The organism is Ruegeria sp. CDSB113, assembly GCF_059611045.1.
Genome location: NZ_JBXWOU010000004.1, coordinates 64,383 through 87,138 on the forward strand (window position 1 = coordinate 64,383; position 22,756 = coordinate 87,138).

Annotated in this window: 21 protein-coding genes; 17 read left to right on the plus strand and 4 right to left on the minus strand. The window is 58.4% G+C overall.

Going from position 1 to position 22,756, the window contains the following annotated elements:
• Nucleotides 1-17 precede the first annotated feature (17 nt).
• Entirely contained in the window at nt 18-878 is an 861-nt protein-coding gene (locus tag AC2FIS_RS09195; RefSeq protein ID WP_496772985.1) for a hypothetical protein, read from the plus strand.
• 6 nt (nt 879-884) lie between these two features.
• Here the strand turns inward: AC2FIS_RS09195 and dapB are convergent, their stop codons facing one another.
• Nucleotides 885-1,694 (minus strand): 4-hydroxy-tetrahydrodipicolinate reductase, encoded by an 810-nt coding sequence (gene dapB, locus AC2FIS_RS09200; protein WP_496772986.1) that lies wholly within the window; start codon nt 1,692-1,694, stop codon nt 885-887.
• A gap of 91 nt (nt 1,695-1,785) precedes the next feature.
• On the opposite strand from dapB, the gene rbfA reads away from it, so the two are divergent.
• The 7 genes from rbfA to AC2FIS_RS09235 all read left to right on the plus strand — a co-directional run bounded on the left by rbfA (nt 1,786) and on the right by AC2FIS_RS09235 (nt 6,579).
• A complete protein-coding gene (gene rbfA / locus AC2FIS_RS09205) occupies nt 1,786-2,181 on the plus strand; it encodes a 30S ribosome-binding factor RbfA (protein WP_058274960.1) in 396 nt (131 codons plus the stop codon).
• Nucleotides 2,178-2,915 (plus strand): phosphodiester glycosidase family protein, encoded by a 738-nt coding sequence (locus tag AC2FIS_RS09210; RefSeq protein WP_496772988.1) that lies wholly within the window; start codon nt 2,178-2,180, stop codon nt 2,913-2,915. Before rbfA ends, AC2FIS_RS09210 begins: the two co-directional genes overlap by 4 nt.
• 60 nt (nt 2,916-2,975) lie before the next feature.
• Complete coding sequence (gene truB / locus AC2FIS_RS09215; RefSeq protein WP_496772989.1) at nt 2,976-3,881, plus strand: tRNA pseudouridine(55) synthase TruB; 906 nt, start codon at nt 2,976-2,978, stop codon at nt 3,879-3,881.
• Nucleotides 3,882-3,902: 21 nt separating this feature from the next.
• Entirely contained in the window at nt 3,903-4,406 is a 504-nt protein-coding gene (locus AC2FIS_RS09220) for a DUF1643 domain-containing protein (protein ID WP_496772990.1), read from the plus strand.
• Between the two features lie 95 nt (nt 4,407-4,501).
• On the plus strand, nt 4,502-5,509 hold the full coding sequence (locus AC2FIS_RS09225) for a calcium-binding protein (protein ID WP_496772991.1): 1,008 nt from the start codon (nt 4,502-4,504) through the stop codon (nt 5,507-5,509).
• A 144-nt stretch (nt 5,510-5,653) separates the two neighbouring features.
• The gene (rpsO, locus tag AC2FIS_RS09230) at nt 5,654-5,923 is read left to right on the plus strand and encodes a 30S ribosomal protein S15 (protein WP_039543122.1); all 270 of its coding nucleotides are present in this window, start codon (nt 5,654-5,656) and stop codon (nt 5,921-5,923) included.
• Between the two features lie 224 nt (nt 5,924-6,147).
• Nucleotides 6,148-6,579, plus strand: a complete 432-nt coding sequence (locus tag AC2FIS_RS09235) for a VOC family protein (RefSeq protein WP_496772992.1) — start codon at nt 6,148-6,150, stop codon at nt 6,577-6,579.
• Nucleotides 6,580-6,584: 5 nt separating this feature from the next.
• On the opposite strand, the gene AC2FIS_RS09240 is transcribed toward AC2FIS_RS09235, so the two are convergent.
• Entirely contained in the window at nt 6,585-7,553 is a 969-nt protein-coding gene (locus AC2FIS_RS09240; RefSeq protein ID WP_496772993.1) for a LysR family transcriptional regulator, read from the minus strand.
• Between the two features lie 80 nt (nt 7,554-7,633).
• Between AC2FIS_RS09240 and AC2FIS_RS09245 the strand changes: the two genes are divergently transcribed.
• The 4 genes from AC2FIS_RS09245 to AC2FIS_RS09260 are packed head-to-tail and all read left to right on the plus strand — an operon-like array spanning nt 7,634 to nt 15,226.
• Nucleotides 7,634-9,163: a trimethylamine methyltransferase family protein gene (locus AC2FIS_RS09245; RefSeq protein ID WP_496772994.1), complete on the plus strand. Its 1,530-nt coding sequence runs from the start codon at nt 7,634-7,636 to the stop codon at nt 9,161-9,163.
• On the plus strand, nt 9,163-11,529 hold the full coding sequence (locus tag AC2FIS_RS09250; RefSeq protein WP_496772995.1) for a GcvT family protein: 2,367 nt from the start codon (nt 9,163-9,165) through the stop codon (nt 11,527-11,529). Before AC2FIS_RS09245 ends, AC2FIS_RS09250 begins: the two co-directional genes overlap by 1 nt.
• Nucleotides 11,526-13,904 (plus strand): GcvT family protein, encoded by a 2,379-nt coding sequence (locus AC2FIS_RS09255; RefSeq protein WP_496772996.1) that lies wholly within the window; start codon nt 11,526-11,528, stop codon nt 13,902-13,904. The genes AC2FIS_RS09250 and AC2FIS_RS09255 overlap by 4 nt, the downstream gene beginning before the upstream one ends.
• Nucleotides 13,901-15,226, plus strand: a complete 1,326-nt coding sequence (locus AC2FIS_RS09260; RefSeq protein ID WP_496772997.1) for an aspartate aminotransferase family protein — start codon at nt 13,901-13,903, stop codon at nt 15,224-15,226. Before AC2FIS_RS09255 ends, AC2FIS_RS09260 begins: the two co-directional genes overlap by 4 nt.
• 118 nt (nt 15,227-15,344) lie before the next feature.
• Here AC2FIS_RS09260 and AC2FIS_RS09265 read toward each other — a convergent pair whose 3' ends face one another.
• A complete protein-coding gene (locus AC2FIS_RS09265; protein ID WP_496772998.1) occupies nt 15,345-16,946 on the minus strand; it encodes a BCCT family transporter in 1,602 nt (533 codons plus the stop codon).
• Nucleotides 16,947-17,238: 292 nt separating this feature from the next.
• On the opposite strand from AC2FIS_RS09265, the gene AC2FIS_RS09270 reads away from it, so the two are divergent.
• The 5 genes from AC2FIS_RS09270 to AC2FIS_RS09290 all read left to right on the plus strand — a co-directional run bounded on the left by AC2FIS_RS09270 (nt 17,239) and on the right by AC2FIS_RS09290 (nt 21,948).
• Nucleotides 17,239-17,592: an ArsR/SmtB family transcription factor gene (locus AC2FIS_RS09270; protein ID WP_058274972.1), complete on the plus strand. Its 354-nt coding sequence runs from the start codon at nt 17,239-17,241 to the stop codon at nt 17,590-17,592.
• On the plus strand, nt 17,573-17,995 hold the full coding sequence (locus tag AC2FIS_RS09275) for an SRPBCC family protein (protein WP_496772999.1): 423 nt from the start codon (nt 17,573-17,575) through the stop codon (nt 17,993-17,995). Before AC2FIS_RS09270 ends, AC2FIS_RS09275 begins: the two co-directional genes overlap by 20 nt.
• Entirely contained in the window at nt 17,992-18,360 is a 369-nt protein-coding gene (locus AC2FIS_RS09280; RefSeq protein WP_496773000.1) for a DUF1761 family protein, read from the plus strand. Before AC2FIS_RS09275 ends, AC2FIS_RS09280 begins: the two co-directional genes overlap by 4 nt.
• Nucleotides 18,361-18,591: 231 nt before the next feature.
• A complete protein-coding gene (gene pnp / locus AC2FIS_RS09285; RefSeq protein WP_109313598.1) occupies nt 18,592-20,742 on the plus strand; it encodes a polyribonucleotide nucleotidyltransferase in 2,151 nt (716 codons plus the stop codon).
• Between the two features lie 228 nt (nt 20,743-20,970).
• On the plus strand, nt 20,971-21,948 hold the full coding sequence (locus AC2FIS_RS09290) for a Hint domain-containing protein (RefSeq protein WP_496773001.1): 978 nt from the start codon (nt 20,971-20,973) through the stop codon (nt 21,946-21,948).
• Between the two features lie 101 nt (nt 21,949-22,049).
• On the opposite strand, the gene AC2FIS_RS09295 is transcribed toward AC2FIS_RS09290, so the two are convergent.
• Nucleotides 22,050-22,685: a DUF1326 domain-containing protein gene (locus AC2FIS_RS09295; RefSeq protein ID WP_496773002.1), complete on the minus strand. Its 636-nt coding sequence runs from the start codon at nt 22,683-22,685 to the stop codon at nt 22,050-22,052.
• Nucleotides 22,686-22,756: the final 71 nt, after the last annotated feature.

Below are 22,756 nucleotides of genomic sequence, written 5' to 3' on the forward strand. Positions count from 1 at the left end.
GCACAAGGGAGGCGCAGATGGGATTGAACCGTCGGAAATTGGTACAACTAGGCACCGCAGCTACCGCGAGTGCGGCGCTACCGCGATTTGCTATCGGCGCAACTGGCCAGAATGAGGCGTTCGAGGCCGAGTTCGCCGAAACACTGGCTGGCCTCAAAGCCGCGTTCGCCAAGCTCGGGTTTTCCGAGTCACAACCTTTTTCGATTGTCACCGGGAACGTCGACTATAATGGCGGGCTGCGGCACGATTTCGAGCAAAAGAAATTGCAACCAAACGCTTTCGTCATACAACCGCTGGCTCGCGTCGCAGATGTGGAAGAAAAAAACCGCCCCGATGTCCTGCCCCTGTTTCACGAGGTTGGCTGCCATCCAGAAGACGCGGTCAGCGGGCGTGATACCACGGAACTTATGGTGCGTCTTCTGACTGAAGAGTTCAGCCTTGACCCATCCCGCATTGCTTTTGTCAGCGTGCCTCAGGCCGATGACGTGCGCTCGGTTCTGGATGGGATGAACTTGCCGTTCTCGCAAAAGGTCCTGCTGCGCGATGAGGCCGAGGCATTGGCCGCCCGCGACGCCTCAGGCTATTTCTTTCCAGATCCGTTTGGCGAGGATTATCTGGTCACAATGGGCGTTTATTACCGCGTCGGCAATCAAACTGAACCCGCACCCGAATCCTATCCACCATCTGCCAACTGGACCGAAATCGGAGAGATCATCATCGGCGGCGAGGCCGCACCGTTAGGCATATCAATCGGAGCAGAGCGTCTGACCTATGCGTTGACAGGTCAGTTCCCGACATGGGACCAGCGTTTGGATGCTCTGTTCGCGCATATCGACCTGGGACATGCAGAACCGCCGGGGATCGCCGCGTTCAGGTAGGATTCCTTACAGCCCCAGCACATCCACCATGTCATACTGACCCGGAGCCTTGCCTTGCCCCCACAGCGCCGCCTTCAGCGCGCCGCGGGCAAAGATGGCGCGGTCGGTGGCCAGATGGCGCAGGACGATGCGTTCTCCGGGGGCTGCGAACAGCACGTCGTGTTCGCCCACAATGTCACCGCCGCGAATGGCATGGAACCCGATATCGCCCCGCTTGCGCGCGCCGGTGATGCCGTCGCGGCCTCGATCGGACACATCGGCCAGATCAACCCCGCGCCCTTCGGCGGCGGCCTCGCCCAGCATCAGCGCGGTGCCCGAGGGCGCGTCGACTTTGTGGTTATGGTGCCCTTCGACAATCTCGATGTCGAAATCTTCATCCAGCGCTGCGGCGACCTTTTTGGTCAGCTGCACCAGCAGGTTGACGCCAAGGCTCATATTCCCTGCCCGCACGATCACCGCGTGTCGCGAGGCTGGCTCCAGCGCTGCAATCTGCTCATCCGACATGCCAGTGGTGCCGATCACATGCACACAACGTGCCTGCGCGGCCAAAGCGGCAAACTCCAGCGTCGCCTCGGGCGCAGTAAAGTCAATCACCGCCTGCGCCTGCGAAAACGCCTCTAGCGGGTCGTCTGTGACGGTGACGCCCAGCGACTGACCGCCCATCGCCTCGCCCACATCCTGACCGATCCAGTCATGGCCCGTCCGCTCAACAACACCAACCAAACGCGCCTGATCGCTGTTCGTCACGGTTTTGATCAGCATCTGCCCCATACGGCCCGAAGCCCCTGTGATGACGATCCCCGGAATATGGGTCATAGCGCTGGTCCTTTTGTTGAATTCGGCTCAAAGCCTCCTACCCCGTTCGCGCCCGCTTGGCAAAGTCCTGCTTTGGGCTTAGATCGGGGATATGGCAAAGAACAAATTCCACGATGGCCCCGGCCCGTCCCAACGACAGCTCCGTGTCGGCGAACTGATCCGCCGCACCCTGTCCGAGGTTCTGGCGCGCGGAGATGTCCACGACCCCGACCTGAACCGCATGTCAATCACCGTGGGTGAGGTGCGCACCTCGCCCGATCTCAAGATCGCCACCGCCTATGTGTTGCCCTTGGGCGGCAAGGGGCAGGAGGATGTGATCGCGCTGCTGGCCCGCAACAAGGGTGAATTGCGGCGGGCGGTCGGCAAGAAGGTCGGTCTGAAATTCTCACCCGATCTGCGGTTCCGTCTCGATGACACCTTTGACCGAATGGATGACACGCGCCGCATGTTCGATCAGGACGCGGTGCGCCGCGATCTGGACGAGTGATCCGCGCATTTGTCATTTTGGGCGCGGTCTTCTGGGCCGCGCAGGCCTCAGCGGTCACATGCGAGAAGGTGACCCATGAGGACAAGCGGTACACCGTCTGCGAGGTGGATGCCGCCAGCGAAGAGTTGCGCCTCTTCCTCAATGATGAAGACGGTAAGGTGCTGGGCCATTTCTCATCAGTGAACAAGACCCTGGCCCCACAGGGAAAGCGTCTGGCATTTGCCATGAACGCGGGCATGTATCATGACGACCGCTCGCCCGTCGGGCATTATGTCGAAGGCGGCCAGGAACAGATGCGGGTGATCCCCAATGCCGGGCCGGGCAATTTCGGTTTGCTGCCGAACGGAGTGTTTTGCATCCGCGAAGGCCGCGCCGACGTGTTTGAGACATTGGATTACGTGGATCAGGCCCCGCAGTGCCGTTTCGCCACGCAATCCGGCCCGATGCTGGTCATAGACGGTGAACTGCACCCGCGCTTCCTGCCCGATTCGACCTCGCGCTATGTGCGCAACGGCGTTGGTACCAGCGCGGATGGGACACGGGCGGTATTCGCGATCTCTGATGACTATGTCACCTTCCACGAATTCGGCAGCCTGTTCCGCGATGTCCTTGAAACGCCGAATGCCCTGTTCTTCGACGGCAATATCTCTCGGATGTATGAACGCGCGGGCAATCGGTCGGATGTCGGGTTTTCGCTTGGCCCTATTGTAGGTGTGGTCGAAGATACGCCCTGAAATTGACAGTGGCAGAACGATCCGTTAGGTCGCGCGCCTCGGTAAGATTCAAGGTGTAGAATGGGACGCAAACGCAAGGGTCGCGACATTTCCGGTTGGCTGGTGGTGGACAAGCCCGCGGGCATGACCTCGACCGCTGTGGTCAACAAGGTTAGGTGGGCAATGGATGCCAAGAAAGCAGGCCATGCGGGCACGCTGGACCCCGAAGCAACCGGCGTTCTGGCCGTGGCGCTGGGTGAGGCGACCAAGACCGTTCCTTATATCACTGACGCGCTGAAGGCCTATACCTTCACCGTGCGCTTGGGTCAGGCAACCAACACCGACGATGCCGAGGGCGAAGTGATCGCACAAAGCGATGCGCGCCCTTCGGATGACGACATCAAACAGGCGTTGACCCCGTTTCTGGGCGATATCATGCAGGTCCCGCCCAAATTCTCGGCCGTGAAGATTGACGGGCAACGTGCTTATAAACTGGCGCGCGATGGCGAGGAAGTAGAGTTATCCGCCCGCCCGCTTTGGGTCGAAGAGTTGATTCTGGTTGACCGCCCAGACGAAGACCACGTCGTGCTAGAGATGACTTGCGGCAAGGGCGGATATGTCCGCTCGATCGCGCGTGATCTGGGCGCGGCGCTGGGATGCCACGGCCACGTCAAAGTTCTTCGCCGCGTCTGGTCCGGCCCGTTCGAGGTTGACGACGGGTTGAGCATCGAACAGATTGATGAGATGGCCAAGACAACCGCACTGGACGATTACCTGCACTCGCTGGAAACCGGCCTCGCCGACCTGCCTGAATTGAAATGCACACCCGAAGGCGCCACCCGCCTACGCAACGGCAATCCGGGCATGGTTCTGGCCTCGGACGTGGAATACGGCGATGAAGCCTGGGCTTCGCTGGACGGCAAGGCCGTGGCGGTCGGGATCTACAAATCCGGCGAATTGCACCCCAGCCGGGTGTTCGTTACCTAAGCCACGTGCTAGGCGAAGTCCATGATTACCCGTTCCCACACCAAGGGCGACGCGCCCTCGACCGCCATCTATTCCGACTGCGAGAATTATCGCTATAGCCTGACCCGCATCTGGGATCCGGCAGGTCGCAAAGCGCTGTTCGTGATGCTGAACCCGTCAACTGCGACCGAGGTTCAGAACGACCCGACAGTGGAACGTTGCGAGCGCCGCGCGCGGGCGCTGGGGTTCGGAGCGTTTCAGGTAACCAACATCTTCGCATGGCGCGACACCGACCCACGCAAGATGCGCGCTGCTGCCGATCCGGTAGGACCCGAGAACGACGCGGCTATTCTGGACGGCGTGCTATGGGCCGATCAGGTCATCGCCGCCTGGGGCACCCATGGCGCGCATCTGGACCGTGGCCCGGCGGTTGAAACCCTTCTGCGCGGCACCGGGCAGACGCTGTTTCATCTGGGGCTGACCAAGGCCGGACACCCCAAGCATCCGCTTTACATCGCCTATACCCAACAGCCCGAACCTTGGTGACCAACGGTTAACCACAAGTTCAGCTTGGCTTTGACCAACTGGCTGATCACATGGGATATTTCATCCTCGGAGCAGTGCGTTCTCGGAGGGTTGCCATGTTTTTGTTCGGATTGCTGAGCCTGGCCGCAATGGGCGGAGCAGCCTATGCGATGGGCGGTATTATCGAGGCTGACGACGACACCGAAGAAGACGAGATCATCGAAGATGAACCGCAAGCGGTCTCTGACGGCAGTTATCTCGAGATTGGTGAAAACATCGACGAAGTCGAAGAGCCTTCGACCGGGACCATAGTCTCAGAATTCGAAGGCGATTTGGTTGTGGCCGGGGACGACCAAGCAGACATTCTGACTGGGCAAGATGGCGACGACCAGATCAACGGCTACGGTGGCGACGACACTGTGCTGGGGGGCATGGGCGATGACACCCTGCATGGCGGCGATGGCGTTGATACAATCCAGGGCGGCGATGGCGATGATGTTTTGCATGGCGAGGGCGACGATGACGTCCTGTCCGGAGATGATGGCGACGACAAGCTTTTTGGCCATTTCGGCGACGACAGGCTGGACGGCGGTGATGGGGATGACGACCTGTATGGCGGTCAGAACAACGACACGCTGACCGGAGGCGCGGGCTCCGATGCGCTGCATGGGGGCTATGGCGACGATGAGCTTGCTGGTGGCGCAGGTGAAGACGTCTTGTTTGGCGGCGACGGTGACGACGTGCTGACCGGTGAGGATGGCGAAAACGAAGATTCGGTGGATTTTCTGAATGGCGGTGCCGGCGACGACGCTATTGTTGCCCATAGCGGTGATATCGTGACCGGAGGCGAAGGCGCTGACAGCATCCAACTGAACCCCGAGGATGACGACGACGCCGTCAAGGTCATGGATTTTGAGCCCGGGCAAGACAAGCTGTTGATCTCTTGGGAAGGCGAGGAAGATCCGGAGATCAACATTGAACCAGACGCTGAAAACGAAAACCTGACCCGTATCATGGTCGACGGACAAGACGTCGCCCAACTGCTGGGTGCCAAAGGGTTGACCCTGGACGATATCCAATTGATCAACGGTCAGGAACTGTCGCAGCTCAATGCGCTGAGTTGAAGCAATAGAATCCCTTTGCCATTTGCCTGAAATCCGCTTATACGCGCCCATCCGCATCGGAATCGGTGCGGTTTTCTCCATGGGCCTGTGCTGGACGACATCCCGGCCTGCGCCATCAACTCTAACCTTTTAAAGGAGACCCCGATGTCGATTACTGCCGCTGAAAAAGCACGCGTCATGAAAGAATTCGGCACCAAGGACGGCGACACCGGTTCGCCAGAAGTCCAGGTTGCCATCCTGACCTCGCGCATCACCACCCTGACCGAGCACTTCAAGACCCACAAGAAAGACAACCACGGTCGTCGCGGTCTGCTGAAAATGGTCGCCCAGCGCCGTAAGCTGCTGGACTACCTGAAGGGCAAAGAAGAAGCGCGCTACCAGGACCTGATCAAAAAGCTGGGCATCCGCCGCTAATACCGGTTTCTGCCGCTTTTGGATTTTAGACGCCCGCCCTAATTGGCGGGCGTTTTTTGTTGGATCAGGGAACGCGCGCTCGGAGTAGCGGTATAGCGGGGCTCAATCCGGCTTGCAGTTCACTAACTCTGTCGGCACTATCCCGGGACCTGATCAACAGCTGCTCAATACCTCAGTCCCCCAAGCACACATCCAGTGTGTGACGACAAGTAAAATGGAACCAAATGAAGCTGGAATTTCATCACATTAACCTGGTGGCGGACGATGTAGATCGCCTGCATGACTTTTATACAAACGTCTTGGGTTTGGATGATATTCCGCAGCAGAATTTCCCGCGTTCTGAAGCCACTAAAGACGCAGGATATGATGGCCAAATTCGCTTTGCTACAGACGGCAGCATGCAGATGCATCTGGCGGAACGGGACTTTGACGTCGCTTTCAAAAATGATCAGGTCATCAATCCAGTGAGCCGCGGACACATTGCGTTCCGAACGGATGATCTTGCCGCGGTCCTGAGGATACTTGATGAAAACGCGGTTCCTTATTCGGACTATGGCACTGCCTTTTCGAAAGAGTGGCACCAAGTGTTCTTTCGCGACCCCGAAGGCAATGTTGTCGAAGTTCACCAACAGGTGGCGACTTTGGACCAATCCTAGGTGCGCTAGACCAAATCATACTCTACGCTTCTTGCTCCGGTGTCGCCCATGTGGCCGGTGATGCGCTGCACCAATTTCTGCCTGGACATGTCTGCAAGCGCCTCCGGAAAACTCTGAAGCTCTTCCTTTCTGGCGACAACTGTCAAAGTGCGTGAAAGGCCCGAGACCGGAAGATCTTTCAACTGCAGACTCATATTCTCGACCAAACCATCAATCAGCAATGTCGGCGTCAAAAGGCTGAACCCCTGGCCTGCGGAAACACAGGACGTAACCATGCTGGACCGGTCCGCCTGGATGACTTTGTCGGGCTCGAAACGCAACCGGCGCAGATGCTGCGCTATCTGGCGGCCCGCGTTGGTTGTATCTCCGAACCGCACCAGAGGAAGCCGCGTTTGGATCGCTTCCAGGCTGTCTGTCGGGCCGTCATATGCTTCGGGAAGAACCAGAAGGTATCTTTCGGTTAAAACGTGATGCCGCTCCAATCCATCCATATCCAGAAACGGATTGGATGTGATCGCGAGGTCCGCTTGTTTCGTCCGCAGCAGGTGTTCATGGTTACCGCTTTGACCGGCGTGCAAGGTGATATCTTCGACGTTGAACTCGCGCTGCGCAAAATCGACCAAAGAGGGCGTCAGCGTTGTGGCGATTGAGGCCTGGATGCCGACTCGCAGCAGCGTCAGGGATTTCTGGCCAACATGGCGCAATTCCGTTTCCATGTCCGAAAGCGCATCAAGAATTTTCTGCGCTTTTCCATGCAAACGCGCACCCGCATAGGTCAGCCGCGCCGGTCGCGTACTGCGATCCAAAAGCACAGTGCCGAATGCCTTTTCCAACGCCGTGACGTGCTGGGACGCCGCTGGCTGCGACAGGTTCAGAAGTTTTGCGCCCGCCCGCATCTGACCCGTTTCCGCAACGGCGACGAAGACCTCAAGTGAACGCATCAGACTTGGTGAGAGTTTACGATGATCCAGCATTGCTCATCCTTAGTATAAATAATTATTATACTGTTGGAATTTTCTTGGTTTACGTCAAGCACTCGGTCAACGCTTTGGCCATGACACGTTCGCGCTCATCTCGACGCCGCAGGGCGGCTGGACCTCGCACTCTTCCCGAGGCGCGCGCGCCGTTTATTCTGCGCAAGCTTTCGACCTTCAATGTCCTCAGCGAGGCAGGGTTGGAACAGATCGAGGCCAATGCGGATACCATCCTTGCCGAAACCGGGATGGAGTTTCAGGACGACCCAGAGATTCTAGGCATTTTTGCCGAAGCAGGCTGTGACGTAGATGGCTCGCGTGTGCGGTTCGCGCCGGGGTTCTGCCGCAAAACGATCATGGCAACAGCGCCGGCTCAGTTCGTTCAACATGCCCGAAACCCGGCCAACAACGTTCAGCTGGGCGGCAACGCCAGCGTGCTATGCCCGGCTTGGGGTCCGCCCTTTGTGCATGATCTGGACCGCGGGCGGCGCTATGCCTCGCATCAGGACTTCGTCGATCTGGTCAAGCTGCATCACAGCCTGCCCTGGCTGCACCATTCGGGCGGCGTGGTCTGCGAACCGGTGGATTTACCGGCCAACAAGCGCCATCTCGACATGCTTTATGGTCATATTCGCCATTCTGACCGCGCCTTTATGGGGGCCTTTATCGGGACCGAACGCGCGGGCCACGCAATCGACATGGCACGGATTGTGTTCGGCGAAGACTTCGTGGCTGAAAACGCCGTGCTGTATTGCGTCTCGAACACAAACGCGCCGCTGGTGATGGACAGCCACATGTCGGGCGCTTTGAAAACCTATGCCCGGGCCGGGCAACCGGTCGCTTGCACCCCTTGGGTTCTGACCGGGGCCATGTCGCCGTCCACCGTGGCAGGAACGTTGGCTCAGGTGTTGGCCGAGACCATGGCAGCGATGACGCTGACCCAACTGGTAAACCCCGGGGCACCCTGCTTGATGGGCAGTTTCGCCTCGACCATGTCGATGAAATCCGGTGCGCCCACTTTTGGTACGCCCGAAGCCGGGTTGATGGTTTTGGCGGCCGGTCAGCTTGCCCGCAGGCTGGGGGTGCCGCTGCACACGGTTGGCACGCTCAGCGCCTCAAAAGTTCCGGACGCCCAAAGCCAGCAAGAGGCCACATGGGGCCTGATGATGTCGATGTTCGCGGGTGCCAATCTGATCAACCATGCCACGGGATGGCTCGAGGGTGGATTGGTGACCTCGTTCGAAAAAACGATCTTGGATCATGATCTGTGCGGCAAAGTCGGACGGTTCTTCGATGGAATCGACATGAGCGAGAACGCTCAGGCGATGGAGGCAATTGCCGCGACCGGCCCGGGGCAACACTTTCTGGGCTCTGAGCATACGCAGGCCAATTTCATGTCCGCATTGTTCCGGCCCTGGACCCCGGATGACAATTCATTCGAACAATGGCACGCGGCCGGAGAGTTGGATGCCGCAGCCCGCGCCAATGCAATCTGGAAAGAGCGGATTGACGCATACGAAGATCCCGGTATCGACCCTGATATTGACGCGCGGTTGCAGGATTACATCGCGATGCGTAAGGCCGAGAAGCCAGATCAGGATTACTTCTGATGAGCCGTATCTTGATCATCGGTGGTGGCGCCATTGGCCTAAGCCTGGCCTACCATCTAGCCAAACGCGGCTCGACTGACGTCACTGTTCTGGAGCGCAATCAGCTGACCTCGGGCACATCCTGGCATGCGGCGGGGATTGTCGGTCCGCTGCGCGCAACGCCAAACATGACCCGATTGGCAATGACCGCACTTGAGGTTTTTCCTACCCTTGAGGCCGAGACTGGCATGTCCACTGGATATCGCCAAACCGCTGGCTATTGGCTGGCCCGCGACCCTGCCCGCCTGGACGAGCTGCGCCGGATTGCCGATCTGGGTCAGGTGCTGGGACTGACCCCGCGCATGATCGAGGCCTCGGACGTGCCCCTGTCGCACCTTGATCTGAGAAACCATGTCGGTGCGCTTTATGTACCGGAAGATGCCAATGTGAATCCGGTCGATTTGTGCATGGCATACGCCAAAGGTGCACGGGATCGTGGCGTTTCAATCCGCGAATATACCGGGGTTCAATCTCTGCGGAAGAAGGGCCAGCGGATCACGGGTGTAACCCTGACCGATGGGACGGAACTGGACGCCGATCAGGTTGTCATTGCCACCGGCGCTTGGTCACGCGAGCTGGCCGCCAGTGTTGGCGTGGCGCTGCCATTGCAGTCAGTTGAACACATGTATGTCGTCACCGAACCCATGCCTGACCTGCCCAACCCGTTTCCGGTGATCCGCGATCTGGACCGGGGCATCTATATCAAGGGCGACGCGGGCAAGCTGGTGATTGGCGGCTTTGAACCCAACGCCAAATGCTGGGACGCCTACGGCCCCGAAGGCGACCGGCCCTTTCTTGAACTGGCCGAGGATTGGGATCAATTTGCCCCTTTCATGGAGGCCGCATTAGAGCTGTGCCCCAGCCTTGAAACCGTCGGCATTCAGCTTTTCATGAATGGCCCGGAAAGCTTTACCGCGGACACAAGGCCGCTTGTTGGTGAAACCACGGTCGATGGATTGTTTGTGGCTGCGGGTATGAACTCGGTCGGGGTCATGTCTTCGGCGGGGATTGGGCGGGCGTTGGCGGATTGGATGGTCGACGGCCACCCCCCGATGGACATGTGGGAGGTCGATGTCGCCCGGGTCGACCCGCACACAGCCAGCGCTGAACATATGGCCGACCGCATGGAAGAGGCCGTCGCGGATCTTTTCGCTTTGCATTGGCCATATAAACAGCCCAACGCCGGCCGAGGTCTGCGCACCACAGCACTGCATGATTTCTGGGCTGAGGCTGGGGCGCATTTTGGCCTGACGGCCGGTTGGGAACGCGGGCTGTATTACGGACCGGCACAGCCCTATTCGACAACTGATCAGGGGTGGTGGCCGCTGGTTGAGGCCGAAGCGGCGGTCTTGGATCAGGGCACTGCGCTGATTGACCTAAGCCCGTTTACCAAACTGGACATCACCGGGCCGGATGCTCTGAAGGCAATGAACCACCTGACGACCGCGCAGATGGACGTGCCCATTGGTCGGGCTGTCTATACGCAGATACTTAACGCGCGCGGTGGGATCGAAATGGATGTGACCATCACGCGGTTGGCTCGGGATGCGTTTCATCTAACCTCGGGCGCCGCCACGCGGATGCGCGATCGGATGTTCCTGCGCAGGCATTTGAAGGGCGATGTGTCTGTAAAGGATTTGACCGAAGCATTCTGCACAATCGGTGTAATGGGAGGTGGCAGCCGGACGCTGCTACAGGGTCTTGGCAGCCTTTCAGAAATGGCATTTGGCCATGCCGCCACCGCCAAAATGGCAGGCATTACTTGCCGCGCCACGCGCGTTAGTTTCGTCGGAGAATTGGGCTGGGAATTGACCGTGCCAAACGCGCAGGCCCCTCAGCTGTTCGACACCCTCCACAAGGCAGGCGTGCGCCCGTTGGGCCACTATGCGGTGGATGCCTGCCGGTTAGAGAAGGGCTTCAAACACTGGGGGCATGAACTTGGCCCCAAGGTCACTCCGCTGGAAGCTGGTCTGGGGTTCACCATCGACTGGGCCAAGAAGTTTCAGGGCAAAGCGGCGCTGGAACAGCAAAAGTCCAACGGCTTGCAACAGCGCCTGATCCTTCTGCAGGTTCACGGCAATGCCCTGATGTTGCATGACGAACCGGTGTTCAAGGACGGCATCCATGTCGGGCTGACAACCTCGGGCGGGCGCGGGCCGCGTACGGGGCTGAACATGTGTTTCGCCATGGTCTCGGTCCAACCGGGCGAGACGTTGACCCAGACATGCGATCGAAGATTCACGGTTCGGGTCGCCGGGCAGGACTATCCAGCGCGGCCTCTGCGTCGACCGCCCTTTGATCCCTCAGGCGAAAGGATGCGCGAATGATCAAAGCGCAAGTCACAATTATCGGCGGCGGAGCTATGGGTGTTTCGCTGATGTATCATCTGATCAAGGCGGGCTGGTCCGATGTTATACTGGTCGAGAAAAACGACCTGACCCATGGGTCGACCTGGCATGCGGCAGGGCTGTGCACCCATTTCGCGCATAATCCCACCATCCAAGAGCTACGCGCCACATCTGTCCGGCTCTATCGCGATATCTTGCCTCAGGAAACCGGACACGATTGCGGCTTTCACCGCTCGGGTGCGATGCGGATCACACGCAACCCCGACAGGATGGACGAGTTTCGCCATGTGGCCGGCCTGTCCGAATTCACCGGCTACCCGCTGGAGGTGCTAACGCCCGACCGGATCGCCGAGCTTTTCCCTTTGGCCAAACTGGATGGGCTGATCGGCGGGATTTATGAACCCGATGACGGCCACGTAGACCCGACGCTGGCAACCCACGCGATGGCCGAAGTTGCCCGGCGCGGCGGGGCGCGGATCATGCGAAACTGCCCGGTCACCGCGATTGAGCGTCAGCGAGATCATTGGCGGATTGAGACCGGGAATGAGACAATCGAATCCACCCACGTGGTCAACGCCGCAGGCACTTGGGGGTGGGAGATCGGACATATGATGGGGCTCAACATCCCGTCGGTTCCGGTGCTGCACCAGTATCTGGTGACAGACACGGTTGAGGCCGTATCGTCCCGGATCAAAGATGGCTTGCCCGAGCTGCCAATCATCCGAGACCCTGAAGAAAGCTGGTATGTGCGACAAGAGCGCGATGGGGTGATCCTTGGGCCGTATGAAAAGAACGCCAAGGTCTGGTCCGTTGATGGTGTGCCACCCGAGTTTGGCGCGGACCTGATGCCGCCGGATCTCGATAGTGTGGAACACATCATACTGGCCGCGATGGAGCGCATACCCGCGTTGGAGACCGGCGGCGTCAAGTCGGTGATCAACGGGCCGATTACCTTCACCCCGGATGCAAATCCATTGATCGGACCTGCACACGGGCTGGAAAACGCGTGGTTATTGACCGGCTCGTCCATGGGGGTGATGGAGGGCGGTGGCGCGGGTTGGTTCCTGGCCCATTGGATGACCCACGGCGCGCCACCTATGGACGCACTGGCGGTGGACTCGCGCCGCTTTGGGTCCTGGGCAGATCGTGATTATCGGGTTGCCAAAGCCGTCGAGTGCTTCGGCCTGCAATTTGGCGTGCACTATCCGCACGAAGAACGCCCCGCCGGGCGCGGTCTGCGCCTGTCTCCACTGCATGACCTGATGGTCGAACGCGGCGCGGTGATGGGTGCGGCCTATGGGTGGGAACGTCCAAACTGGTTCTCGGACACACCCGGAGCTGTCGCCGATGAAACCTTCCGCCGTGCCAATTGGTTTGAACCGGTGGCGCAAGAGGTCGAGGCCACACACAATCGCGTCGCCATGGCCGACTTGTCCGTGTTTTCAAAATTCGACGTCACCGGCCCCGATGTCGCGGCCTTTCTGCAAGCATTGGGCGCGAACCGCGCGATCCCGCCGGGCCGGATCGGCCTGACCCATGCGCTGACAACCACAGGTGGCGTGCTGTCGGAATTCACTGTCACCCGCTTGGCCGAGGGTCACGCCTATCTGACCAGCGCTGCCGCGGCCGAGCAGATCGACCATGATCTTCTGACGCAGGTTGCCAAAGGCTTTGACGTCACCATCCGAAACGTCTCTGAGGATCTGGCAGTTATCGGCGTCATGGGCCCCAAATCCTCCGATGTGTTGCCCGAGTTGAACCATATGCCATGGCTCACCGCGCAAGAGACCCATATCGCCGGGTTCTCCCTGCGCGCCTTGCGAGTGTCCTATCTGGGCGAATGCGGTTGGGAACTGCACGTGGCTAAAGAACATGCCGTGCAACTTTTCATGACGCTTGAAGAGATCGCCAAACCTCATGGTCTGGGATTCTACGGGGCCTATGCTGCAAACTCCATGCGTCTTGAAAAAGGCTATCGCGGTTGGGGCAGTGATCTGACGACCGAACGCAGCCCATTTGAGGCAGGTTTGACCCCGTTTGTCCGCAAGGACCTACGCGACGAACTAGCAAGGGACAACGCATGGGAAATGGTGCTGCTTGAGGTCGACGCCGGTGAGATAGATCCGTTCTACGCGCACACGGTCTGGAAAGACGGTCTGCCGGTCGGCATCGCCACCTCGGGTGCCTATGGCCACCGGACCGGTAAGGTTCTGGCTTTGGCCTATCTGCGCGACCCGACTGCGCGAGACGGGCTGACCATCTCAATACTGGGCCAGCATCGTGCGGCAACGATCCTGCCTGAGGCCCCCTTTGACCCCCAAAACTCACGCCTGAAAACCGGAGGTTCCAAATGACCGACCACCCCCTTCACACCGACTGGGACTTCTCGAACACAGCCGCGCGACGGGACCAGTATTATGCCGCCTCGCTGACGCGGTTCACGCCGTTTCGCGAACCGATCGTTTTCAAGAAAGGTCAGGGCCAATATCTTTGGGACACGGATGGTCAGAAATACACCGATCTGCTGGGCATGAATGTCTGTATCTCGGTCGGGCACTCGCACCCGCGCGTGGTGGCGGCGGCAACAGCACAGGCGCAGGAACTGACCCACTGTACGACAATGTTCTACCACCCGACACCAGCACATCTGGCCGAAGAACTGGCCGCAACCATGCCGAAAGGCCACGATTGGGTGGTGCATCTGACCAACTCCGGATCCGAAGCGGTTGATCTGGCGATGACCATGGCGCGCACTTACACAGGCAATCTGGATTTACTTGCGCTGCGTACCGCCTATCACGGACCAACGGCTGCAGCGCAGTCGATCACCGGTATCTCGGGCTGGCGCCACCCGGGCATGCCCGGCAACGTTGCCTTCGTGCCGGAACCCAATCAATACCGCGGCATCTTTGGGCCGGGCACGCAGCCCTATCTGGATGAGATCGATCGCACAATCGCCACAGCCACATCCGGCAATGTGGCGGGCATCTTTGTCGAAAGCGTGCAGGGCTATGGCGGCATCATCGAAATGCCGCCCGGCTATATGTCCGGTGCCGCCGAGCGCGTGCGCGCGGCAGGAGGTCTTTATATCGCGGACGAGGTACAGTCGGGCTTTGGCCGCACGGGCGAAAACTTCTGGGGGTTCGAGGCAGATGGTGTTGTTCCCGACATTGTCGTCATGGCAAAGGGTCTGGGAAATGGCTTTCCGATCGGGGCGGTTGTGGCCAAGAAACACATTGCCGAGCCCATGGCCGAAAGGTTCATGTTCCACACCTATGGTGCCAACCCGACATCGGCTGCCGCGGCCCGCGCCGTTCTTGCCGTCATGCGGGACGAGGGATTGCAGGAGAACGCCCGTACCGTCGGCGCTGCGCTTCTGGAAAGGCTGCATGGCTTAAAGAACAAGTATCACGTCATCGGCGATGTGCGCGGAAAGGGACTGATGCTTGCGCTGGAGCTCGTCAAGGACCGGGACAGCAAAACGCCTGACAAGGGCATGACGACAGAGGTTTTCGAAGCCTGCCGCGCACAAGGGATTATCTTGTCGAAATCCGGTCCGTTTCAACACTGCCTGCGGATGGTGCCACCGCTTTGTTTGTCACTGGACGACGTAGATCAAGTGGCGAACAGTCTTGATCAGGCGCTCGAAACTGCCGTGAATGTCGCCAAAGCATAAGCGACAGGGCCACAGATCCGTGCCATTTGGCCTCGAAGTTTCCGGGCTTTTTCGGTTGTCCAGTGACAAAAAAGCGCCCGCCAAAAGGCGGACGCCAAAAGGTTCTCAGATCAAGAACCTACATCTTGGCCCGTTCTGATTTCAGCGCCAGCCACAAGCAGTAGCACATAACCAGAACCACTAGCGTGAATGGGATGCCGGTCGAGACCGCAGCACCTTGCAGAGCGGAAAGACCGCCGCCAAGCAACAGCGCGATAGCGACCAGACCCTCAAGCGTGCACCAGAACACCCGCTGTACAACCGGTGCGTCCATCTTGCCACCCGCAGTAATCGTGTCGATCACCAGTGAACCGGAATCCGACGAAGTGACAAAGAAGATCACGATCAAAACCAAAGCGATCGGGGCCACAATACCATAAAGAGGCAGCTCCTTGAGAAAGCCAAACAATGCGCCCTCAGGGGCGTAGCTGTCGATCACCGTTGCACGCACACCTTCAGCACCGCCTGCGTTCAGCATGTCGATGGCAGCACCACCGAATGTCGACATCCACAGGGCACAGACTGCCGTCGGTGCCAGAAGGGCGCAGAGAATGAACTCGCGCACTGTGCGACCCTTCGAGATGCGAGCGATGAACATGCCCACAAATGGTGACCATGCGATCCACCAAGCCCAGTAGAAGGTTGTCCAGCCGTGGAAATAGCTGGTGTCTTCACGTCCGAATGGGTTGGACAATGCCGGCAGGTGCCACACGTAGTCCTTCATTACGTTGAAATACCGTGCGAAAGCAGTGCCGACGCCGGTAACAACGATCACGAAGACAAACAGACCCACGGCCATGATCATGTTGATTTCACTCAACCGTTTGACGCCAGCATCCATTCCCATCAGGACCGAGCCCAGCGCAATCAGCGTGATGCCGATGATAAGCAAAACTGTGACCGTTGGGCTGGGTTCGATGCCGAACACCTCATTCAACCCCGCCGCAACTTGCTGCGCCCCAAGCCCAAGCGAAGTGGTCAGTCCGAAGAGCGTCGCAAACACCGCCAGCGTATCGATGATATGGCCCCACCAACCCCAGACACGCTCTCCGAGGATCGGGTAGAAGGCTGAACGCAAGGTCAGGGGCAGATCAAGGTTATAGGCAAATATGGCCAGGCTTAGACCAACAGCGGCATAGACCGCCCACCCTTCCAGCCCCCAGTGATGGATTGTACCGACAACTCCAGCATATTCATTGCCCGGAACAGCGATGTCGATGCCCAGTGGCACCGCGTTGCCGTCTTCGGCAAAATTGTAATAGACGGGCTCCATCACTCCAAAGAACAACAGCCCGATGCCGATACCAGCCGCGAACATCATCGCAATCCATCCGGCATAGGAATAGTCGGGCTTTGCGTCCTTGCCACCGATCCGCACCTTGCCAACCGGCAAAACGATCAGAACAAGACAGAACAGCGTGATTGCATCGACCGACAGGACCAGGAACCAGTCAAACGTGCTGGTGAGCCATGGCCGTAGCCAGCCAAAAAGTGCCGCAGCACCCTCTTGATTGGCTAACGCGATCAGAACAAACGTGAAGATCAGGATGCTCGAGATCAAAAAGACCGGGTTATGGATGTCCAAACCGAATGGCCGGACGTTGTCTTGCCCAAGCTCGTATTCGGTCTCGAAGTCGTAAATCCGGGGGTCCGGATCCAGCATTTTCTTGGTTTGTGCCATTCGTCTGCCCTTCTGTTCGCTAAGTGCAAACGCCAAGGTATTCGACCAGCGGACGGAAACGAGATTTTGTCCCTTGGCGCTTCTCCGTCAATTCGACCGCGGGCTTCGCGATAACAGCTTACACTGACGACATAATTTCACCAAACGCATTCCCGTTAGTGAATTTATCTGACTTGATAAACGACTTTGGACGGCACCGGGATCATTGGTCCCAACTTCTGGCCATGGGGTTTTATCTGTGTTATTCACCCAAATGGTTGACTGAAGCAGAAGAAGGATATAATTCATCCATATGGTTGAACGAGAGAGTCGCTCTGATCTGAGCGCGATATTGAAGGCCGCGTCCGACCCGACCCGCCGTGCGATCCTGACGATGCTTGCGCAGCAGGGACCCTTGCGGGTGACGGACATCGCGCGGCAATTCGATATGAGCCTCAATTCGGTATCCAAGCACATCAAGGTGCTGGAAAACGCCGAACTGGTGCGGCGCCGGACGGAATGGCGTGAGCATTTGATCGAGGTTCAAATGGATCCCTTGTCAGCCGTGGATGAATGGTTTGCCGGTTTGCGTTCGATCTGGACGCTTCGGCTGGACGCTTTGGAAACTGCTTTGGAGGACCCAGAAGATGACGGATCTGTCACTTGAAATCACACGCGCAATCCCGCACCCGCCTGAAAAGGTGTTCGACGCCTGGCTGAACCCGGACATGCTGGCCAAATTCATGCTACCGGGGCCGGAAATGACGGTGCCCGAGGCGCATTCCGACGCAAAGGTCGGTGGACGGTCCAAGATCATCATGCGCGCGCCCGAAGCCGGGGATTTGCCACATGAGGGCGAATACAAGGTCATCGACCGCCCGAACCGGCTGCAATTTACCTGGAATTCTCCGTACAGTCAGGATGATTCCACCGTGACGCTGGATTTCACGCCAACCGATGCAGGGACCGAACTGCGCCTGCATCACGTCCGATTCCCATCACAGGAAAGCCGCGATAATCACGAGGGTGGATGGACTGCGATCCTTGCAGCGCTGGAGACAGCGCTATGATCAACTGGCTGGCCCTTGCAGCGGGGGTGATCGCGGCCTTTCTGCTGGGTTGGCTGGTCTATGGACCGGTCGGATTCCAGAAGCGCTGGGCCGAAGGAACGCGGATTGATCCGTCACCGCCGGAATCGCCGCCATTGCCTCAGATGACCGCGCAGATCGTGTTCCTGATCTTGCTGGCCACTGTGATCGCGCTCACCGAAACCACCAACAGTCTGGGCGTCGCCCTTCTGGCCATCCTTGCGGTGGCGGCGCAGACGGCCTCGGTCGGGGCCTGGGCGCAAAAAAGCGTGTTCGCGATCATGGTCGACACTGGCTATGCTCTGGGATGCGGCGTGGTGATGATCCTCGCGCACGCAATCTTTTGAACGGCTCTGGCCCGGTCCAATATGGATCGGGCGTAGGCTGTGCAGTCCTCCACCGGCCTTGTGCGGTTCCCCTTTCCTTCTACACCAATCTCATGTATGCGCGCGGTATCTGAGACGTTGTGCCCTGATCCCGGCACTCAGACGAAAGCTAAAATGGGATCGGCGGCAATGGGGCCGCCATGCAAACGGGAGACCCGCAGGGGCGGGAGTGCTCCCATCTAGGATACGCATATGTTTGATGTAACGAAAAAATCTATGCAGTGGGGCGAAGAAACGCTCACACTGGAAACCGGCAAGGTTGCCCGTCAGGCCGACGGCAGCGTGATCGCGACACTGGGCGAAACCAGCGTCATGGCGAACGTGACCTTTGCACGGCAGCAAAAACCGGGTCAGGACTTTTTCCCTCTGACCGTCCACTATCAAGAAAAATACTATGCCGCCGGTAAAGTTCCGGGTGGCTTCTTCAAGCGCGAGGCGCGCCCGACCGAAAAAGAGACACTGACCGCGCGTCTGATCGACCGTCCGATCCGCCCGCTGTTCGTTGACGGCTTCAAAAACGAAGTTCTGGTGATGTGCACCGTGCTGTCCCACGATCTGGTCAACGACCCCGACATGGTTGCGATGATCGCTGCCTCGGCTGCGCTGACTATTTCCGGCGCGCCGTTCATGGGTCCGATCGCCGGTGCCCGCGTTGGTTTTGAGGACGGTGAATACGTTCTGAACCCGACTGTTGACGACATGCAGGACCTGCGCCTGAACCCTGAACAGCGTCTGGATCTGGTTGTTGCCGGCACCAAAGACGCCGTGATGATGGTTGAATCGGAAGCGTACGAGCTGTCCGAGGCCGAAATGCTGGGTGCGGTCAAATTCGCACATGAGCAGATTCAGCCGGTCATCGACCTGATCATCGCGCTGGCCGAAGACGCCGCGAAAGAGCCGTTCGACTTCCAGGCGCCCGACTACTCGGAGCTGTCCGCCGCTGTCAAAGCTGCCGGTGAAGAGCAGATGCGCGCCGCTTTCGCGATCACCGACAAGCAAGAGCGCACCGCCGCTGTAGCCGCTGCGCGTGAAGCAATCAAAGCAGCGCTGACCGAAGAGCAGCTGGAAGACGGCAACCTCGGTTCCGCAATGAAGAAGCTGGAAGCTGGCATTCTGCGCGGCGACGTCGTCAAAGGCGGCAAGCGGATCGACGGTCGTTCGACCACCGATATCCGTTCGATCGTTGCAGAAACCTCGATGCTGCCCCGGACGCACGGCTCCGCGCTGTTCACCCGTGGTGAAACGCAGGCTCTGGCCGTGACCACGCTGGGCACTGGCGACGATGAGCAGTTCATCGACGCGCTGCACGGCAACTTCAAATCGAACTTCCTGCTGCACTACAACTTCCCTCCCTACTCGGTTGGTGAAGTTGGCCGCGTTGGTGGTCCGGGCCGTCGTGAGATCGGCCACGGCAAGCTGGCATGGCGCGCCCTGCAGGCGGTTCTGCCTGCGGCGACCGACTTCCCCTACACGATCCGTATCGTGTCGGAGATCACTGAATCCAACGGCTCCAGCTCGATGGCTTCTGTCTGCGGCGGTTCGCTGTCGATGATGGATGCGGGCGTTCCGCTGAAAGCACCGGTTGCCGGTGTGGCCATGGGCCTGATCCTGGAAGATGACGGCGACTATGCCATCCTGTCCGACATTCTGGGTGACGAAGACCACCTGGGCGACATGGACTTCAAGGTTGCGGGTACCGAAAACGGCATCACCTCGCTGCAGATGGACATCAAGGTTGCGGGCATCACGCCCGAGATCATGGAGAAAGCCCTGGCGCAAGCCAAAGACGGCCGGATGCATATCCTGAGCGAGATGGGCAAAGCCCTGTCCGAGACCAACGATTTCTCGGTCCACGCCCCGCGCATCGAGACCATGAACATCCCGACCGACAAGATCCGTGAAGTGATCGGTTCGGGCGGTAAGGTCATCCGCGAAATCGTCGAAGTGTCGGGCGCCAAGGTCGACATCAACGACGACGGCGTCATCAAGATCGCCTCACCCGATGGTGAATCGATCAAGAAGGCGTATGAGATGATCCACTCGATCGTCGCTGAGCCGGAAGAAGGTCAGGTTTACACCGGTAAAGTCGTGAAGATCGTCGACTTTGGTGCCTTCGTGAACTTCTTTGGCAAGCGCGATGGTCTGGTTCACGTGTCCCAGATCGAAAACCGCCGCCTGAACCATCCGTCGGATGTTCTGAAAGAAGGTCAAGAAGTGAAAGTTAAGCTGCTGGGCTTTGACGATCGCGGCAAGGTCCGCCTGTCGATGAAAGTTGTCGATCAGGAAACCGGCGAAGAGATCGTTCCCGAGAAGAAAGAAAAGAAAGAGGAAAGCGCAGAGTAATCTGCCCCTCTTTGAATGCAGAAAGGCCCCGGCGATTGACCGGGGCCTTTTTTTGTCTTTGCGCCATCTGGTTTGGTCTGATGCTCAGAACTTACTTAGCCCGCCTCACTCTGCCATTGGTGCGATAGGTCCCGAAACAAGAAATCAGCACCTTATATAATACACGCATTGCGTGTATTGTGGTGGGAATGAAGATGAGTGTTTCAATTTCAGGGGCATCGTTAATCCATGAATTTTTTTACACTGTATCAAGTAAGCGCCGATCCGCTTGGTAATCCGAATGTCACGGTCACGAACGCCTTTCAGGTGGCAATTACCGACAATGACAACCAACTTGAAAACCCGGACGCCGATGGCAGCCAGCAATTTGATGTGAGCGGCATCGCTGGGTTGAATACTTCCGAAGATTTCCAGGTTTTTGAGAATTACACCGCCAATGTCGGCGGATCGCCAGTTACTTTTACTTTGCTGCAATGGCAAGGAACTCAGTACATCGTCGTCACATCCGGTCAGGTTGCGGTCAACGATGTACTGTCAGGCAACACACTGACGCAAAACCCTGCGTCGCCTTCGGTCTACGATACACTTCCAACTTTCGTTTGCTTTACTTCCGGGTCCCTGATCCTTACGGCGGCTGGTCGACGCCTAATTGAAACACTGGAACCCGGAGACGAAGTGATCACGGCAGATGGCAGTGCGCGGCCGGTGCGCTGGATTGGCCGGCGCCAGTTATCTGCGCAAGAGTTGAAACGTGATCCGCACCTTTGCCCGGTTCGTATCCGCGCCGACCGCTTTACCGAAGGTTGTCCTAGTCGGGATCTTCTGGTCTCTCCCCAGCATCGGATTGCTGTAACCTCTGCTGTTATGGAGCTGTATTACTTTGATACTGTAATGCTGGCCCCGGCCAAAGGCATGGTCGACGGTCAGGGCATCGAACAACTCCCTCCGGAACAAGGGGTCGAATACATCCATATATTGTTCGACAAACATGAGCTAGTGAATGTCGAAGGTGTCTGGTCCGAGTCCTTTTTCCCCGGCGACACCACAATGAGCGCAATGGCCCCGGCCACCAAACGCGAGCTGTTTGAACTGTTCCCCGAACTTATGTGCAGCAAAACGGGTTATGGCGAGACCGCTCTGCCAGTCCTCAAACCCTACGAAGTCCGCCTTCTTCGGTCAGACCTGTCGGTCCCAATGATTTGGTGACACCACCTACGCAGCGGAACACTCTGCCTAAGTCCACTTTCGGGTTTACTATGAGCCTATGATTTCGGGTTTGGTTTAGTCATGCCCGTGTGTCGCATCTGTCAGTGTGAAACGCCGCTTGGACCGTGTTTCATGACATGCCATTGGCCATAACTGTCGTTCAAATCCAGCGAGATCGCCGCATCTGCCTTGGTTGAGGCACTGCCTATCTCGGCCAGGGTAAATTCGATACCACCGGGAATGTCGATCCGTACGCGATGCGGACCACCGCCATGTGGGGCCTCGATAGGACGGCCGGTTGAGTTCAGCACCTCACCGATTGAGACTTTGGCAGTGCGCCCCTCCATGTCCATCTCAAAATCAATCGGCACATACAGGGTCTCGTGAACGGTGTCGCACATCGTGCGGAAGACATGCCAGTGGGTTGCCATTTCCTCGGTCTCTTCCCCGTGAAAGACCTTTTCCAATGCGGCCCGTTGCGCGTCCGAGGCGCTTGGGTCGATGATCACCTGCATCTGGCCGCCGCCCTCAAAGATCGGGCCAGGCCAGGCGTAGATCAGCGCAGCTTTTGTGCCCGCAAGGTCGGTGTCGCCAAAATGTCCTTTGGAAACCTCAAGCACCTCAAAGCCGCGGCAATTTCCGTGGGTTGGTAATTCTTCGAACTGGCAAGGGCAGGCATAGCCGCAATTGCAGTTCCCGAATGCATCGCCTTCAACGTACCAATCTGTGAATGCCATCGTCTTCTCCTGTTTTACACAGTCTGAACGCCCGACGCCGTGGTTACGTGCCTGTAGATTTCCCCCGCATA